At 66.6% G+C, this 16164-nt stretch carries 11 protein-coding genes and 2 rRNA genes; 1 reads left to right on the top strand and 12 read right to left on the bottom strand.

Translation table 11 applies throughout. The features are described 5' to 3' along the window. Window positions 1–61: 61 nt before the first annotated feature. The 12 genes from ACYVC6_RS18105 to argC all read right to left on the bottom strand — a co-directional run bounded on the left by ACYVC6_RS18105 (window position 62) and on the right by argC (window position 15285). Window positions 62–3173 (bottom strand): 23S ribosomal RNA (locus ACYVC6_RS18105). Between the two features lie 489 nt (window positions 3174–3662). Continuing rightward, window positions 3663–5188 (bottom strand): 16S ribosomal RNA (locus tag ACYVC6_RS18100). The 16S and 23S rRNA genes sit together here, the layout of an rRNA operon. A gap of 427 nt (window positions 5189–5615) precedes the next feature. Then, window positions 5616–6221, bottom strand: a complete 606-nt coding sequence (locus ACYVC6_RS18095) for a DNA-3-methyladenine glycosylase (protein WP_460715849.1) — start codon at window positions 6219–6221, stop codon at window positions 5616–5618. After that, a complete protein-coding gene (argH, locus tag ACYVC6_RS18090) occupies window positions 6214–7650 on the bottom strand; it encodes an argininosuccinate lyase (RefSeq protein ID WP_460715848.1) in 1437 nt (478 codons plus the stop codon). Before argH ends, ACYVC6_RS18095 begins: the two co-directional genes overlap by 8 nt. After that, entirely contained in the window at window positions 7650–9095 is a 1446-nt protein-coding gene (argG, locus tag ACYVC6_RS18085; protein ID WP_460715847.1) for an argininosuccinate synthase, read from the bottom strand. The genes argH and argG overlap by 1 nt, the downstream gene beginning before the upstream one ends. Continuing rightward, the gene (locus ACYVC6_RS18080) at window positions 9095–9628 is read right to left on the bottom strand and encodes an arginine repressor (protein ID WP_460715845.1); all 534 of its coding nucleotides are present in this window, start codon (window positions 9626–9628) and stop codon (window positions 9095–9097) included. The genes argG and ACYVC6_RS18080 overlap by 1 nt, the downstream gene beginning before the upstream one ends. Beyond that, window positions 9625–10575 carry an ornithine carbamoyltransferase gene (gene argF, locus ACYVC6_RS18075; RefSeq protein WP_460715844.1) on the bottom strand — a complete coding sequence of 317 codons (951 nt, stop codon included), beginning with the start codon at window positions 10573–10575 and terminating at the stop codon, window positions 9625–9627. Before argF ends, ACYVC6_RS18080 begins: the two co-directional genes overlap by 4 nt. Next, window positions 10572–11753: an acetylornithine transaminase gene (locus ACYVC6_RS18070; protein ID WP_460715843.1), complete on the bottom strand. Its 1182-nt coding sequence runs from the start codon at window positions 11751–11753 to the stop codon at window positions 10572–10574. The genes argF and ACYVC6_RS18070 overlap by 4 nt, the downstream gene beginning before the upstream one ends. Then, on the bottom strand, window positions 11750–12667 hold the full coding sequence (argB, locus tag ACYVC6_RS18065) for an acetylglutamate kinase (RefSeq protein WP_460715841.1): 918 nt from the start codon (window positions 12665–12667) through the stop codon (window positions 11750–11752). The genes ACYVC6_RS18070 and argB overlap by 4 nt, the downstream gene beginning before the upstream one ends. Then, a complete protein-coding gene (gene argJ / locus ACYVC6_RS18060; protein ID WP_460715840.1) occupies window positions 12664–13815 on the bottom strand; it encodes a bifunctional glutamate N-acetyltransferase/amino-acid acetyltransferase ArgJ in 1152 nt (383 codons plus the stop codon). Before argJ ends, argB begins: the two co-directional genes overlap by 4 nt. Then, a complete protein-coding gene (locus ACYVC6_RS18055; RefSeq protein WP_460715839.1) occupies window positions 13812–14225 on the bottom strand; it encodes an ACT domain-containing protein in 414 nt (137 codons plus the stop codon). Before ACYVC6_RS18055 ends, argJ begins: the two co-directional genes overlap by 4 nt. Window positions 14226–14235: 10 nt before the next feature. After that, a complete protein-coding gene (gene argC, locus ACYVC6_RS18050; RefSeq protein WP_460715838.1) occupies window positions 14236–15285 on the bottom strand; it encodes an N-acetyl-gamma-glutamyl-phosphate reductase in 1050 nt (349 codons plus the stop codon). A 78-nt stretch (window positions 15286–15363) separates the two neighbouring features. On the opposite strand from argC, the gene ACYVC6_RS18045 reads away from it, so the two are divergent. Then, the gene (locus tag ACYVC6_RS18045) at window positions 15364–16164 is read left to right on the top strand and encodes a maleylpyruvate isomerase family mycothiol-dependent enzyme (protein WP_460715837.1); all 801 of its coding nucleotides are present in this window, start codon (window positions 15364–15366) and stop codon (window positions 16162–16164) included.

Here is a 16164-nt window from a genome sequence, read left to right as displayed (position 1 = left end):
AAATCGTGGGTGACTCTTGTTAGTGGACGCGAGCGCGTGTGTGGTCTTGGTTGAGCATTTGTGGGACAAGCCCTCGGCCTATTAGTACCGGTCGGCTAGGCATTACTGCTGTACACCTCCGGCCTATCAACCCAGTGTTCTGCTGGGGGCCTTACCTACTTAACGTAGTGGGAAACCTCATCTTGAAACGTGCTTCCCGCTTAGATGCATTCAGCGGTTATCACTTCCGAACGTAGCCAACCAGCCGTGCTCCTGGCGGAACAACTGGCACACCAGAGGTTCGTCCATCCCGGTCCTCTCGTACTAGGGACAGCCTTTCTCAAGTTTCCTGCGCGCGCGGCGGATAGGGACCGAACTGTCTCACGACGTTCTAAACCCAGCTCGCGTGCCGCTTTAATGGGCGAACAGCCCAACCCTTGGGACCTACTCCAGCCCCAGGATGCGACGAGCCGACATCGAGGTGCCAAACCATCCCGTCGATATGGACTCTTGGGGAAGATCAGCCTGTTATCCCCGGGGTACCTTTTATCCGTTGAGCGACGCCGCTTCCACGTGCCGGCGCCGGATCACTAGTTCCGACTTTCGTCCCTGCTCGACATGTACGTCTCACAGTCAAGCTCCCTTGTGCACTTACACTCAACACCTGATTGCCAACCAGGCTGAGGGAACCTTTGAGCGCCTCCGTTACATTTTAGGAGGCAACCGCCCCAGTTAAACTACCCATCAGGCACTGTCCCTGATCCGGATTACGGACCTAGGTTAGACATCTAGTACGACCAGAGTGGTATTTCAACGTTGACTCCACCTGAACTGGCGTCCAAGCTTCAAAGTCTCCCACCTATCCTACACAAGCCGAACCAAACACCAATACCAAACTATAGTAAAGGTCCCGGGGTCTTTCCGTCCTGCCGCGCGTAACGAGCATCTTTACTCGTAGTGCAATTTCGCCGAGTCCACGGTTGAGACAGCGCCCAAGTCGTTACTCCATTCGTGCAGGTCGGAACTTACCCGACAAGGAATTTCGCTACCTTAGGATGGTTATAGTTACCACCGCCGTTTACTGGGGCTTAAGTTCTGAGCTTCGCCACCGAAGTGGCTGACCCGTCCCCTTAACCTTCCAGCACCGGGCAGGAGTCAGTCCGTATACATCGTCTTACGACTTCGCACGGACCTGTGTTTTTAGTAAACAGTCGCTTGGGCCTGGTCTCTGCGGCCATCACCGCTTCACACCGCAAGGGTGTTAACGGATCCGGCCCCCCTTCTCCCGAAGTTACGGGGGCATTTTGCCGAGTTCCTTAACCATGGTTCACTCGATCGCCTTGGTATTCTCTACCTGATCACCTGAGTCGGTTTGGGGTACGGGCGGCGCGTAGCTCGCTAGAGGTTTTTCTCGACAGCATAGGATCATCCACTTCGCCAATAATGGCTCCCTGTCCCGTCTCAGGCATGTGAGTGACGGATTTGCCTATCACTCGCCCTACGCGGTTAGCCGTGGTCAACCATCGCCACGGTTGGACTACCTTCCTGCGTCACCCCATCGCTTGACTACTACCGGTTCGGGTCCCGCGCTCCGCCATGCCCCATCCCCCCGAAGGGTTCAGTAAGCATGGTTTCGGGCGGTTAGCATCACCGGGTTCGTCATGGGCGCTACTTTGCCGGTACGGGAATATCAACCCGTTGTCCATCGACTACGCCTGTCGGCCTCGCCTTAGGTCCCGACTTACCCAGGGCAGATTAGCTTGACCCTGGAACCCTTGATCATTCGGCGGAGGAGTTTCTCACTCCTCATTCGCTACTCATGCCTGCATTCTCACTCGTGTCGCGTCCACCCCTGGATCACTCCGAGGCTTCACTCGCGACACGACGCTCCCCTACCCATCCACGCACCTGAACCACAAGGGCTTGGCTTACGCGTGAATGCCATAGCTTCGGCGGATGACTTGAGCCCCGCTACATTGTCGGCGCGGAATCACTTGACCAGTGAGCTATTACGCACTCTTTCAAGGGTGGCTGCTTCCAAGCCAACCTCCTGGTTGTCACTGCAACTCCACATCCTTTTCCACTTAGTCACCGCTTAGGGGCCTTAGCTGATGGTCTGGGCTGTTTCCCTCTCGACTACGGAGCTTATCCCCCGCAGTCTCACTGCTGCGCTCTCACTTACCGGCATTCGGAGTTTGGCTAACGTCAGTAACCTGGTCGGGCCCATCGGCTATCCAGTGCTCTACCTCCGGTAAGAAACACGCAACGCTGCACCTAAATGCATTTCGGGGAGAACCAGCTATCACGGAGTTTGATTGGCCTTTCACCCCTATCCACAGGTCATCCCCTCAGTTTTCAACCTAAGTGGGTTCGGTCCTCCACGCGGTCTTACCCGCGCTTCAACCTGCCCATGGATAGATCACTCCGCTTCGGGTCTTGATCGTGCTACTCAGTCGCCCTATTCGGACTCGCTTTCGCTACGGCTTCCCCACACGGGTTAACCTCGCAACACAACGCAAACTCGCAGGCTCATTCTTCAAAAGGCACGCTGTCACCCGACACAAGGTCAGGCTCCAACGGATTGTAGGCACATGGTTTCAGGTACTATTTCACTCCCCGCCAGGGGTACTTTTCACCTTTCCCTCACGGTACTTGTCCGCTATCGGTCATCAAGGAGTATTTAGGCTTAACGGGTGGTCCCGCCAGATTCACACGGAATTTCAGGGGTTCCGTGTTACTTGGGATACCAGACCGAAGGCTCGGGCTTACGCATACGGGGCTATCACCCTCTATGGCGTGGCTTTCCAGCCAGCTTCGACTTCCTCCGAGCTTTGTGACTTCGTGACCGACCGGCAGATCGATCTGTCTGGTCCCACAACCCCCCAACTGCAACCCCTGCCGGGTATCACACAGATGAGGTTTGGCCTCTTCCGATTTCGCTCGCCACTACTCTCGGAATCACTATTGTTTTCTCTTCCTGTGGGTACTGAGATGTTTCACTTCCCCACGTTCCCTCCTCACGCCCTATACATTCAGGCGCGGGTAACTGGACATGACTCCAGCTGGGTTTCCCCATTCGGAAATCCCCGGATCACAGCTCGTTTGCCAACTCCCCAGGGCTTATCGCAGGCTACTACGTCCTTCATCGGCTCTTGATGCCAAGGCATCCACCATGTGCCCTTCATAGCTTGTCTCACAAATACTCAACGAAGACCACACGCCGCTTCTGAGGGCGTCGTGCTTCACTTCGACGAGCTGAACTCTTACTCAGCTACAAAAGACCAGTCGTCTCTCACACATCAAAACATGCAAGAGAGACTGAAAATCGCGACACCCTCACCCGCAAGGGTAGGAATGCCGCGAAGATGCTCGCGTCCACTATTAAGAGATCAATGTGCGGGTCCGCGCGGGCCGGCCACCGGTAGGTGAACGGTCCCGTGGGACGGAGAGCTCGAGGCTCTGCTAGACGCAGGGGCCTGATGTCTCAGGACCCAACAGTGTGTCAGGACTCCGCTCTTCCTTGCGGTGCGCACTTTCCACGCCTGGTCCCCTGCAAGAAGCAGAGGGGGCAGTACTGAGCGACCGTTCGGTCGAACGGTGTCATTCATCGACGATTCCACTAGTGAGTAGCACCATCAGGCCAGCCCTTATGGCTGAACCATTCATGGCCACTGACTCCTTAGAAAGGAGGTGATCCAGCCGCACCTTCCGGTACGGCTACCTTGTTACGACTTCGTCCCAATCGCCAGCCCCACCTTCGACGGCTCCCTCCACAAGGGTTGGGCCACCGGCTTCGGGTGTTGCCGACTTTCGTGACGTGACGGGCGGTGTGTACAAGGCCCGGGAACGTATTCACCGCAGCGTTGCTGATCTGCGATTACTAGCGACTCCGACTTCATGGGGTCGAGTTGCAGACCCCAATCCGAACTGAGACCGGCTTTTTGGGATTCGCTCCACCTTGCGGTATCGCAGCCCTTTGTACCGGCCATTGTAGCATGCGTGAAGCCCTGGACATAAGGGGCATGATGACTTGACGTCATCCCCACCTTCCTCCGAGTTGACCCCGGCAGTCTCCTATGAGTCCCCACCATTACGTGCTGGCAACATAGGACGAGGGTTGCGCTCGTTGCGGGACTTAACCCAACATCTCACGACACGAGCTGACGACAGCCATGCACCACCTGTATACCGACAAAAGGGGCTCTATCTCTAGAGCTTTCCGGCATATGTCAAACCCAGGTAAGGTTCTTCGCGTTGCATCGAATTAATCCGCATGCTCCGCCGCTTGTGCGGGCCCCCGTCAATTCCTTTGAGTTTTAGCCTTGCGGCCGTACTCCCCAGGCGGGGCGCTTAATGCGTTAGCTGCGGCACGGAACCCATGGAATAGGCCCCACACCTAGCGCCCAACGTTTACGGTGTGGACTACCAGGGTATCTAATCCTGTTCGCTCCCCACACTTTCGCTCCTCAGCGTCAGAACATTCCCAGAGAACCGCCTTCGCCACCGGTGTTCCTCCTGATATCTGCGCATTTCACCGCTACACCAGGAATTCCGTTCTCCCCTGAATGCCTCAAGTCTGCCCGTATCGAAAGCAAGTTCACAGTTAAGCTGTAAGATTTCACTCCCGACGTGACAAACCGCCTACGAGCCCTTTACGCCCAATAATTCCGGACAACGCTCGGACCCTACGTATTACCGCGGCTGCTGGCACGTAGTTGGCCGGTCCTTCTTCTGTATCTACCGTCACCACCCGACAGGGCGCTTCGTCGATACTGAAAGAGGTTTACAACCCGAAGGCCGTCATCCCTCACGCGGCGTTGCTGGATCAGGCTTTCGCCCATTGTCCAATATTCCCCACTGCTGCCTCCCGTAGGAGTCTGGGCCGTGTCTCAGTCCCAGTGTGGCCGGTCACCCTCTCAGGCCGGCTACCCGTCGAAGCCTTGGTAGGCCATTACCCCACCAACAAGCTGATAGGCCGCGAGCACATCCTTCACCGAAAAGACTTTCCACCAGCACCTCATGCGAGGACTGGTCGTATTCGGTATTAGCCACCGTTTCCGGTGGTTATCCCGAAGTGAAGGGCAGATTACTCACGTGTTACTCACCCGTTCGCCGCTCGTGTACTCCCGAAGGAGCCTTACCGCTCGACTTGCATGTGTTAAGCACGCCGCCAGCGTTCGTCCTGAGCCAGGATCAAACTCTCCATTGAAATTTTGCAGCCGACTCCACCAAGGTGGTGCCGACAAGAAGAGATGCCTGACAAGAGAACGAGACTGACTATTGTCAGAATCATTGTCTCACCAAAAGAACCGTCTCTGATCTCTGCTCCGAAGAGCTTCGACACAGAGGACGGGGCATAACAAACTAATTCGTCGACTATGACACACTGTTGAGTTCTCAAACATCAGACGCGCACCGCCTCCGTCCCTCTCGGGATCGGCCTCGGGGCAACCTGCAAAAACTTACCGGAACCGCCTGACTCGGTCAACTCGACGAGTGGAGCGTGTCGGGCTGGTCCTGGCTGCCGCTCGGGCTGCTCCCACTTGTTCGGGCCGAAGGCCCCAGATTGGGGGAGCCGCGCTGTGCGACGTGGAGAAACTTAGCAACCCCATCCGCCCCATGCCAAATCGGGGGTCCTAGGCCGTCGCCGGGCCCGATCCACGCCTGCGCAGGGGCGCCGCCGGGCGGTAGACGGACACCGTCGGGTCCCCCGTCACCCAGAATCTCCAGGCCCGGTCCGGGGCGCCGCGGAGGCCAACCCTGGGGCCAGTCGACACGGTCGTGACGGGCTCCCCCGCCTCCAGGCGAACCGCACCGGTGCCCAGGTCGACACCGTCGTGCTCCAGACCGATGCCGAGCGCTCGGCACAGCCGGGCGGGGCCCCGGGCCAGGTCGCGATCGGAGGCGGCCGGTCTCCGCGAGCGGGCGAGCTCGACTCCGGACACCACCTCGCCGGCTCGCACCAGGACCGCTCCCGGGTCGCCCGTCTCCCCGACCACGACGTTGGCGCAGACGTGCATCCCGTAGGTGAAGTAGCAGTAGAGGTGGCCGCGCGGACCGAACATCACCGCGTTGCGCCGGGTCTGGCCTCGGAAGGCGTGAGACCCCGGGTCGTCCGGACCGGCGTAGGCCTCGACCTCGGTGAGCCGGACCGCCACGTCACCGTGCCGCAGGACGGCACCGAGCAGACGGGGCGCCACCTCCACCGAGGTGCCGTCCAGCAGTGCGGCGAGCTCAGGCAAGCGGCCCCCGCGCCGCAGCGACCGCCGCGGTCAGCTCGGCCAGCTGGTCGGCGACCCGCACCGGTGCGGTGCCGCCCCGCCCGTCCCGCGACGCGACCGAGCCCTCGACCGTGAGCACCTCGCGCACGGCGGGGGTCAGGGCGGGATGGATCTCCGCGAGCGTTTCGTCGGTGAGCCCCTCGAGCTCGACCCCGAGCTCCTCACAACGGCGCACACATGCGCCGGCCACCTCGTGGGCGACCCGGAACGGCACGTCCTGGCGCACCAACCACTCCGCGACGTCCGTGGCGAGCGAGAAGCCCTGCGGGGCGAGCTCGGCCATCCGTGCGGTGTCGAAGTCGAGGGTCGCCACCAGGCCCGTCACCGCGGGCAGGAGGACCTCCAGGGTGTCGACGGAGTCGAAGACCGGCTCCTTGTCCTCCTGCAGGTCTCGGTTGTAGGCGAGAGGCAGAGCCTTGAGCGTCGCCATCAGACCGGTGAGGTTGCCGATCACCCGGCCGGCCTTGCCGCGCGCGAGCTCAGCGATGTCGGGGTTCTTCTTCTGCGGCATGATGCTCGACCCCGTCGACCAGGAGTCGTGGAGCGTCACGAAGCCGAACTCCCTGGTCGACCAGAGGATCACCTCCTCCGCCAGCCTGCTCACGTCGACACCGATCTGCGCACACACGAAGGCGAACTCAGCGGCGAAGTCTCGGGCCGACGTGCCGTCGATCGAGTTGGCTGACGGACCGGCGAACCCGAGCTCCGCGGCGACCAGGGCGGGATCGAGACCGAGGCTCGAGCCGGCCAGGGCTCCCCCGCCGTACGGCGACTCGGCGGAGGTACGGCGGCGCCAGTCCGCCAGCCGGTCGACGTCGCGCAGCAGCGGCCAGGCGTGCGCGAGCAGGTGGTGGCTCAGCAGGACCGGTTGGGCGTGCTGCAGGTGAGTTCGGCCGGGCATGACCGCGCCGAGGTGCGCCTTCGCCTGGGCGGCCAGGGCGTCCACGAGGTCGAGCACGACGGCGGCGATCGTGAGTGAGTGGTCGAGGAGGTAGCAGCGCAGCAGCGTGGCGATCTGGTCGTTGCGGGAGCGGCCGGCTCGCAGCCGTCCGCCGAGGTCGGCGCCGACCTCCTCGAGCAGCAGCCGCTCCAGCGCGCCGTGCACGTCCTCGTCGGAGGGGTCAGGGTGCAGCTGCCCCGCCTCGAAGCGCCGGGCCAGCGCGTCCAGCCCTGCGTGGAGCGCCACCTCGTCGTCCGGGGTGAGCAGGCCGGCCGCCGCGAGTGCCTTGGCGTGGGCGTGCGAGCCGGCGATGTCGTAGAGCGTCAGTCGCCAGTCGAAGTGGGTGGACCGGGACAGCGCCTCGAGCTCCAGGGAGGGGCCGCCGGCGAAGCGAGCGCCCCAGAGCATGCCGGTGTTGGTCCCCTGCGGTCCCGTCGGTTCGCTGCTCATCAGTCGGTGCCGGCCTCCATGGCCGCGGCGTCGAGCGCCTTGTCCACGGCGTCGTCCTCGGTGCTGCCTTCGAGCTCGGGGTTGGCGGTGATCCGGTCGGCACCGCCGGCGGGCAGCGCGCCGAACAGTGTCCCGTGCTCCACGAGCACCTGCCCCTGGTCGAGCGGCTGCGTGGCGTAGAGCTCGAGCATCGCGCGCGAGTCGGCGATGTCGAGGTTGCGCATGGTGAGCTGGCCGATGCGGTCGGTGGGTCCGAAGACGGCGTTCTCGGTGCGCTCCATCGACAGCTTGTCGGGGTGGTAGGAGAAGTTCGGGCCGTCCGTGCGCAGGATCGAGTAGTCCTCACCGCGCCGCAGCCGCAGGGTCACCTCACCGGTGACCACCGACGCGACCCAACGCTGGAGCGACTCCCGCATCATCAGCGCCTGGGGGTCCAGCCAGCGGCCCTCGTAGAGGAGCCGGCCGAGCCGGCGGCCCTCGGCGTGGTAGTTGGCGACGGTGTCCTCGTTGTGGGTCGCGTTGAGTAGTCGCTCGTAGGCGATCCACAGCAGGGCCATCCCGGGCGCCTCGTAGATGCCGCGGGACTTGGCCTCGATGATCCGGTTCTCGATCTGGTCCGACATCCCGAGCCCGTGCCGGCCACCGACCGCGTTGGCCTCCTGGACCAGGGCGACCGGGTCGTCGAAGCGGACGCCGTTGATGGTCACGGGGCGGCCCTGGACGAAGCCGACCGTGACGTCCTCGGGCGCGATCTCGACGGCCGGGTCCCAGAACCGCACCCCCATGATGGGCTGCACCGACTCCAGCGAGACGTCGAGATGCTCCAGGGTCTTGGCCTCGTGGGTGGCGCCCCAGATGTTGGCGTCGGTGGAGTAGGCCTTCTCCGCGCTGTCCCGGTAGGGCAGGTCGTGCTCGGTCAGCCAGGCGCTCATCTCGGCCCGCCCGCCCAGCTCGTGCACGAAGTCGGCGTCGAGCCACGGCTTGTAGATACGCAGGTCCGGGTTGGCCAGCAGTCCGTAGCGGTAGAACCGCTCGATGTCGTTGCCCTTGAACGTCGACCCGTCGCCCCAGATGTCGACGCCGTCGTCGTGCATGGCCCGCACCAGCATCGTCCCGGTGACGGCCCGGCCGAGCGGGGTGGTGTTGAAGTAGGCGCGGCCACCGGAGCGGACGTGGAACGCCCCACAGGCGAGCGCGGCCAGACCCTCCTCGACCAGGGGACGCCGGCAGTCGATGGCACGGGCGATCTCGGCGCCGTACTCCTTCGCACGCGCCGGCACGCCGGAGATGTCGGGCTCGTCGTACTGCCCGATGTCCGCGGTGTATGTGCACGGAATGGCGCCCTTGTCGCGCATCCACGCGACGGCGACCGAGGTGTCGAGGCCGCCGGAGAACGCGATACCGACCCGCTCCCCCTTCGGGAGGGTGGTCAGGACCTTGCTCATCAGTCTTCCTTCGGGTCTGGGTGGGGGTGGTCGGCCAGTGCGAGGAATCGTCGCACCAGCTCATCGCCACCCTGCGGGTCCCGGCCGATCACCAGGACGGTGTCGTCGCCGGCGATCGTGCCGAGGATGTCAGGCAGCTCGGCCTTGTCGAACGCCGAGGCCAGGAACTGCGCGGCCCCCGGCGGGGTGCGCAGGACGACCAGGTTGGCGCTCGCCTCGGCGCTGACGAGCAGCTCGGAGCACAGGCGCGCGAGCCGCGTGGTGCCGGCCGCGGTCTCTCCGGGGACGGTGGGGCGCCGGTCGCCACCTTCGCCGGGCACGGCATAGACGAGCGCACCGGAGACGGAGCGCACCTTGACCGCGTCGAGCTCGTCGAGGTCACGCGAGAGGGTCGCCTGGGTGACGTGCACCCCCTGGTCGGCGAGCAGCGCGGCGAGCTCGCCCTGCGAGTGCACCTCGTGATGGGTGACCAGCTCGACGATCTGCTGGTGCCGGGCGTTCTTGGTGGCGGGCCGGAGCGCCGACTCGGTCATGACTGCCCTCCTGACGCCGGCGCCGAGGCCTGCATCAAGAACGTCAGGATCGCCTTCTGCGCGTGCCTGCGGTTCTCCGCCTCGTCCCACACGACGCTCTGCGGGCCGTCGATCACCGCCGCCGAGATCTCCTTGCCGCGGTAGGCCGGCAGGCAGTGGAGCACGATCGCGTCGGGCTCGGCGTGGGACAGGAGCTCCTCGGTCAGGGAGTACGGCGCGAACACGGCCGCGCGGGCCGCCTCCTCGTCCTCCTTGCCCATCGAAACCCAGGTGTCGGTGACGACCACGTCGGCGCCCTGCACGGCGGCGACCGGGTCCGGGAGACCAGTCACCGAGCCGCCGGTCGTAGCGGCGATCCCGGCGGCGCGCGCGAACATCTCGTCGGTCGGGAGGTAGCCGCTCGGCCCGGCGAGACGAAGGTGCATGCCGGCGGTGGCTCCGGCGAGCAGCCAGGAGTTGCCCATGTTGTTGGCCGCGTCGCCGACGAACGCCACGGTCAGCCCGGCCAGGGTGCTCTTGTGCTCGCGCACCGTCAGTAGGTCGGCGATGAGCTGGCACGGGTGGAACTCGTCGGTGAGGGCGTTGACCACGGGCACGCCCGCGTGCTGGGCCATCAGCTCGAGACTGGCCTGCTCGAAGGTCCGCCACACGACGGTCGCGACCTGCCGGCCCAGGACCCGGGCCACGTCCTCCACGGACTCACGGACGCCGATGCCGGCGAGCCTGCCCTCGACGAGCATCGGGTAGCCCCCCAGCTCGGCGATCCCGGCCGCGAAGGACACCTGGGTGCGCAGCGTCGGCTTGTCGAAGACCAGGGCGACCGACTGTGGCCCCTCGTAGGGACGGGCGTCGTAGGGCGCCGCCTTCAGCCGCGCCGCCAGGTCGAGCACCTGCGCCTGCTCCTCGGCAGTGAGGTCGTCGTCGGCCAGGAAGTGCCGCACCGTCATGACAGCCCCGCCTCGTCCAGGATGCCCGGCCACGCCGCCAGGAACGCCGCGGCGTCGTCGTCCCCCAGGACCAGCGGGGGCGCCAGCCGGATCCGGCCGGGCGTGGGGTTGTTGACGATGAACCCGGCGGCCAGCGCGGCGGCGGCCACCTCGGCCGACCGGTCCTCGGTCAGGTCGAGCCCGATCAGCAGTCCCTCGCCGCGGACCTCGGTGACCCGCGGGTCGGCGGCCAGGCCGTCGCGGAGCTTGTGGCCGAGCACCGTCACGTGGTCGAGCAGCCCCTCCCCCTCGATGGTGGCCAGGACGGCGAGGGCCGCGGCGCAGGCGACCGGGTTGCCGCCGAAGGTCGTGCCGTGGTTGCCGGGCTCGAGCAGGTCGCCGGCCGCGCCGACGCCGATGCAGGCACCGATCGGAAAGCCGCCGCCGAGCCCCTTCGCCAAGGTGACCACGTCCGGCTTCACGCCGCCCCCGATGTGGTCGGCCTGGTGCGCGAACCACCGACCGGTGCGGCCCATGCCGGACTGCACCTCGTCGAGCCACAGGAGCGCGCCGTGCGCGTCCGCGGCCGCGCGCGCCGCCGTGAGGTAGCCCTCGGGTGGCACCACGACACCGGCCTCGCCCTGGATGGGTTCCAGAAGGATGGCCGCGGTCTCGTCGGTCACCGCGGCCGCCAGCGCCTCCGCGTCGCCGTAGGGCACGAACGTGACCTCGCCGGGGAGCGGAGCGAACGGCGTCCGGTAGGCCTCCTTGGACGTCAGCGCGAGCGAACCCATGGTGCGGCCGTGGAAGCCGCCCTCGGCTGCGACGACGTGCGTCCGGCCGGTGCGCCGGGTGAGCTTGAACGCCGCCTCGTTGGCCTCGGTGCCGGAGTTGGTGAGGAACACCTTCGCCGGGCCGGCATCCAGGAGTGCGACGAGCTTCTCGGCGAGCTCGACCTGGGCCGGGCTGGTGAAGAAGTTGGAGATGTGCCCCAGCGTCTGCAGCTGGGTCGTCACAGCGTCGACGAGTGCGGGGTGGCCGTGACCGAGAGCGTTGACCGCGATGCCGCCGAGGAGGTCGACGTACTCGTTGCCCTGGTCGTCCCACACGTGGGCGCCCTCGCCCCGCACCAGCGTCAGCTTGGGCGGGCCGAAGGTGTTCATCAGGCTGGCGGCGTAGCGCTCCTTGAAGCTGGTCATGACCGTGCCTCTCCGAAGTCCCGTGCCTTCCGGGTCTTGGTCTCGACGCCGGGCAGGACCTGCGTGCCGACGCCCTCCTTGGTGAACAGCTCGACGAGGACGGCGTGCGGCTCGCGGCCGTCGACGACGGTGGCCCGGGGTACGCCGCCGCGCACCGCGTCGAGGCAGGCGGACATCTTGGGGATCATCCCGGCGTCGAGCGTGGGGAGCACCTCGGCCAGCGCCTCCGGGCTGATCTCGCCCACGACGTCCTGGACGTCCGGCCACTCGAGGAAGAGCCCCTCGACGTCGGTGAGGACCAGCAGCTTCTCGGCCCCGAGCGCGACCGCGAGGGCGGCCGCCGCCGAGTCGGCGTTGACGTTGTGCACGATGCCGCTGACGTCCGGCGCGACGCTGGAGACGACCGGGATCCGGCCGGCCTCGATCAGGTCGAGCACCGACTCCGGGCGCACGTGCGCGACCTCGCCGACCAGGCCGAGGTCGACCTCCTCGCCGTCCACCACGGTGTTGGTCTGCGTGGCGGTGAACAATCCGGCATCCTCGCCGGACAGCCCGACCGCGAGCGGGCCGTGCTCGTTGATGAGGCCCACGAGCTCGCGCTGCACCTGGCCGACCAGCACCATCCGGACGACGTCCATGGCCTCGGGGGTGGTGACCCGCAGTCCGCCCCGGAACTCCGACTCGATGCCGAGCCGGTCGAGCATCCGCGAGATCTGCGGCCCGCCACCGTGCACCACGACCGGCTTGAAGCCGGCGAACCGCAGGAACGCGATGTCCTCGGCGAACGCGCGCTTGAGCACGTCGTCGGTCATGGCGTTGCCGCCGTACTTCACCACGACGATCTTGCCGTGGTAGGTCTTCAGCCAGGGCAGGGCAGCGGCCAGGACGTCGGCCTTGATCGTCTTGTCGGTCATGAGGAGTACGCGCTGTTCTCGTGGACGTAGGCGTGGGTCAGGTCGTTGGTCCACACCGTCGCTCGCTCGGTGCCGGACTTGAGGTCGATGGTCACCGTGACCTCGCGCCCCGACAGGTCGACATCGGCCGGGTCGGCGTGCGGCTCGGAGCCCTTGCAGACCCAGACGCCGTTCATGGCGACGTCGAGGTCGGCAGGGTCGAACGTCGCATGGGTGGTGCCGATGCTGGCCAGCACCCGCCCCCAGTTGGGGTCCTTGCCGAACACCGCGGCCTTGAACAGGTTGCTGCGCGCCACGCTGCGCGAGACCTCGACGGCGTCGTCCTCGCTGACCGCGTTGAGGGTCGTGATGGCGATGTCGTGGTCGGCGCCCTCGGCGTCGCGGAGCAGCTGCATGGCCAGGTCGGTGCAGAGCTGGGTGAGTGCCTCGGTGAAGTCCGGCAGCGACGGGGTGATGCCGCTCGCGCCGCTCGCCATCAGGGTCACCGTGTCGTTGGTCGACATGCAGCCGTCGGAGTCGAGCCGGTCGAAGCTGACCCGGGTCGCGGCCCGCAGCGCGGTATCGAGGTCCGCGGCGTCGACCACGGCGTCCGTGGTGAGCACCACGAGCATCGTGGCGAGCTGGGGCGCGAGCATCCCGGCGCCCTTGGCCATCCCGCCCAGGCTCCAGCCGGCGCCCTGGACGACGGCCTGCTTGCTCACCGAGTCCGTGGTCATGATCGCCTCGGCGGCGGCCTGGCCGCCCTCGGCCGACAGGCCGTCGTACGCCGCGTCGACGCCGGCCAGCAGCGCGTCACGGTCGTTGGCCAGGCCGATCAGGCCGGTCGAGCAGACGACCACGTCGATGGCGCCGATGCCGAGCCTCTCGGCCACCCGCTCGGCCACCGCATGCGTGGTCTGGAAGCCCTGGGGGCCGGTGTAGCAGTTGGCGCCGCCGGAGTTGAGGACGACCGCCCGGACGACACCGTCCTTGACGACCTCCTTGCTCCACAGCACGGGGTTGGCCTGGCAGCGATTGGCGGTGAAGACGCTCGCGGAGTCGAACCGCGGGCCGTCGTTGACGACCAGCGCGACGTCCTTGCCGCCGGAGGTCTTGAGCCCGGCGGTGACGCCGTGGGCCCGGAAACCTGCGGGGGTGGTGACTGTCATGGGTGCTTCTTCTTCCTGGACGGAGTGGCGGGGACGGCGGGGCTGACCTCGTGCCCCGATCGTCGCCACTCCTCCTCGGCCCGGTCGGCGTCGCCGGCGGGAACGAGGATCCAGTCGGTGTCGAACGTCGACAGCGTGAAGACGCTGATCTCGGCGGCGGCCAGCGGCGTGAGCAGGCCGGCGAGGACACCCGTCAGCGCGAAGTCGAGGGGCCCCTCGACCTCGAAGGCGGTGAACGGCCGTTGGTGGACCGACTTCTTCGGCACGCTCCGCGCGGCGCAGACGACCGACGTCTCGGTGGCGGTCGCGGTGACCGAGAGGATCGAGGACGACTCCGCCCAGGCGGGCAGGTCGGTCCCGGGACCGAGCTTCACCACGGCCAGGGTCTCCGGGTAGCGGGACAGCTTCATGACACGGCTTTCACGGCGCCAGCCCCACGGTGGAGAGGCCGAGCGCCTCGTCCAGGCCCAGCGCGAGGTTCATGCACTGCACGGCAGCACCGGCGGTCCCCTTGGCGAGGTTGTCCACGGCACCGACCGCGACCATCCGGTTCGCCGCGGCGTCGGCGGTCACCTGGACGTGCACGGCGTTGGAGCCGGTGACCGACTTGGTCTGCGGCCACTGCCCCTCGGGCAGCAGGTGCACGAACGGCTCGTCGGCATAGGCCTTGACGTAGGTCGCGCGCAGGTCCGCCTCCGTCACCCCGTCCGTGAGCGGCGCGGAGCAGGTGGCGAGAATGCCGCGGGGCATCGGCACCAGGAGCGGGGTGAAGCTCACCCGGACGGTGGCCGACGGGCCGGGCAGGAGCGCGGAGAGGTTCTGGGTGATCTCGGGCGTGTGCCGGTGCGTCCCGCCGACGGCGTACGCCGTGACGTTGCCCATCACCTCGCTGCCGAGGAGGTTGGTCTTCGCGGCCTTCCCGGCACCGCTGGTGCCCGACGCGGCCACCACCACGACGTCGGGCTCGACCAGCCCGGCGGCCACCGCGGGCGCCAGGGTCAGCGTCGAGACGGTCGGGTAGCAGCCGGGGACGGCGATCCGGGTGGCGGCACGCAGGACGTCGCGCTGGCCGGGGAGCTCGGGGAGGCCGTAGGGCCAGGTGCCGGCGTGGGTGCCCCCGTAGAACCGCTCCCACTCCCCCGCGTCGGCGAGCCGGAAGTCGGCGCCGCAGTCGATGACGACGGTCCCCGCGGAGACCTCCGCGAGCGCCGCGGCGAGCTCGCCGGACTGGCCGTGCGGGAGCGCCAGGAACACCACGTCGTGGCCGGCGAGGATCTCGAGCTCGGTGGGCTCGAGGACCCGCTCCGCCAGTGGCACCAGGTGTGGCTGGAGCGTGCCAAGGAGCTCCCCGGCGTTGCTGGCTCCGGTCAGGGCGCCGATCTCGACCTGGGGGTGACCCAGCAGGAGACGCAGCAGCTCACCACCGGCGTACCCGCTGGCTCCGGCGATCGCGACGGTCTTCCTGCTCATGTCGCATGACTATACATATATCTGCATGTCTATGAAATCGAGGGGTGTCCGTCGGTGGTCGTGCGTAGCGTCGCCGGCATGGCGCCCCTGTCGTTCCCTGTCTACCTCGACCACATCCGCACCGAGTCCGCTCGCTTCCGAGCGGTGCTGGCCGACTGCGACCCGGCGGCCCGGGTTCCCGCCTGCCCCGACTGGGACGCGGCCGACCTGCTGTGGCACCTGACCACCGTGCAGGCGTTCTGGGCGAAGGTGATCCGCACGCGTCCCGAGCCCGCCGACGAGGGCGACGAGGGACGTCTGGAGCGCCCCGAGGCCTACGACCCCCTGCTGGCTGCCTTCGACGAGCACTCCGCCGCGCTGGTGGACGCGCTCACGGGAGCCGATCCCGCCGACGAGGCGTGGCACTGGTCGAGCGACCGAACCGTCGGCGCCAGCTATCGCCGGCAGGCGCACGAGGCACTCATCCACCGGCTCGATGCCGAGGAGACCGCCGGGTCGGTGACCGGTCTCGACCCGGAGCTGGCGGCGGACGGGGTCCTCGAGGCCCTCACCGTGATGTACGGCGGCTGCCCGCCCTGGGGCACGATCACCCCCTCCGAGCGGGTCGTCGCGATCCGGCTGACCGACACCGGCGACGAGCTGCGGGTCGCGCTGGCCCGGTTCACCGGCACCGACCCCGACGGCAAGAGCTACGACGAGCCCGACCTCGCCGTGGTGGGCGACGACGGCATATCCCCCCTCGCGACGATCAGCGGCAGCGCCGGTGACCTCGACACCTGGCTGTGGCACCGCGGTCAGGGTCGCGTGGAGCCTGTGTTCGACGGCGACCAAACGACCCTCGACGAGCTCCGCGGGATCCTGGCCCAGCCGATCAACTGA

The sequence above is a fragment of the Nocardioides dilutus genome, assembly GCF_054779555.1.
This window is presented reverse-complemented; position numbering and strand designations above follow the sequence as displayed.

What these genes read in the sequence shown, in the direction of transcription:
- ACYVC6_RS18080 (WP_460715845.1), bottom strand. Translation starts at nt 9,628, where the DNA reads ATGACCGAGTCGGCGCTCCGGCCCGCCACCAAGAACGCCCGGCACCAG.
- argJ (WP_460715840.1), bottom strand. Translation starts at nt 13,815, where the DNA reads ATGACAGTCACCACCCCCGCAGGTTTCCGGGCCCACGGCGTCACCGCC.
- argC (WP_460715838.1), bottom strand. Translation starts at nt 15,285, where the DNA reads ATGAGCAGGAAGACCGTCGCGATCGCCGGAGCCAGCGGGTACGCCGGT.
- ACYVC6_RS18070 (WP_460715843.1), bottom strand. Translation starts at nt 11,753, where the DNA reads ATGACCAGCTTCAAGGAGCGCTACGCCGCCAGCCTGATGAACACCTTC.
- argH (WP_460715848.1), bottom strand. Translation starts at nt 7,650, where the DNA reads ATGAGCAGCGAACCGACGGGACCGCAGGGGACCAACACCGGCATGCTC.
- argF (WP_460715844.1), bottom strand. Translation starts at nt 10,575, where the DNA reads ATGACGGTGCGGCACTTCCTGGCCGACGACGACCTCACTGCCGAGGAG.
- argG (WP_460715847.1), bottom strand. Translation starts at nt 9,095, where the DNA reads ATGAGCAAGGTCCTGACCACCCTCCCGAAGGGGGAGCGGGTCGGTATC.
- argB (WP_460715841.1), bottom strand. Translation starts at nt 12,667, where the DNA reads ATGACCGACAAGACGATCAAGGCCGACGTCCTGGCCGCTGCCCTGCCC.
- ACYVC6_RS18045 (WP_460715837.1), top strand. Translation starts at nt 15,364, where the DNA reads ATGGCGCCCCTGTCGTTCCCTGTCTACCTCGACCACATCCGCACCGAG.
- ACYVC6_RS18055 (WP_460715839.1), bottom strand. Translation starts at nt 14,225, where the DNA reads ATGAAGCTGTCCCGCTACCCGGAGACCCTGGCCGTGGTGAAGCTCGGT.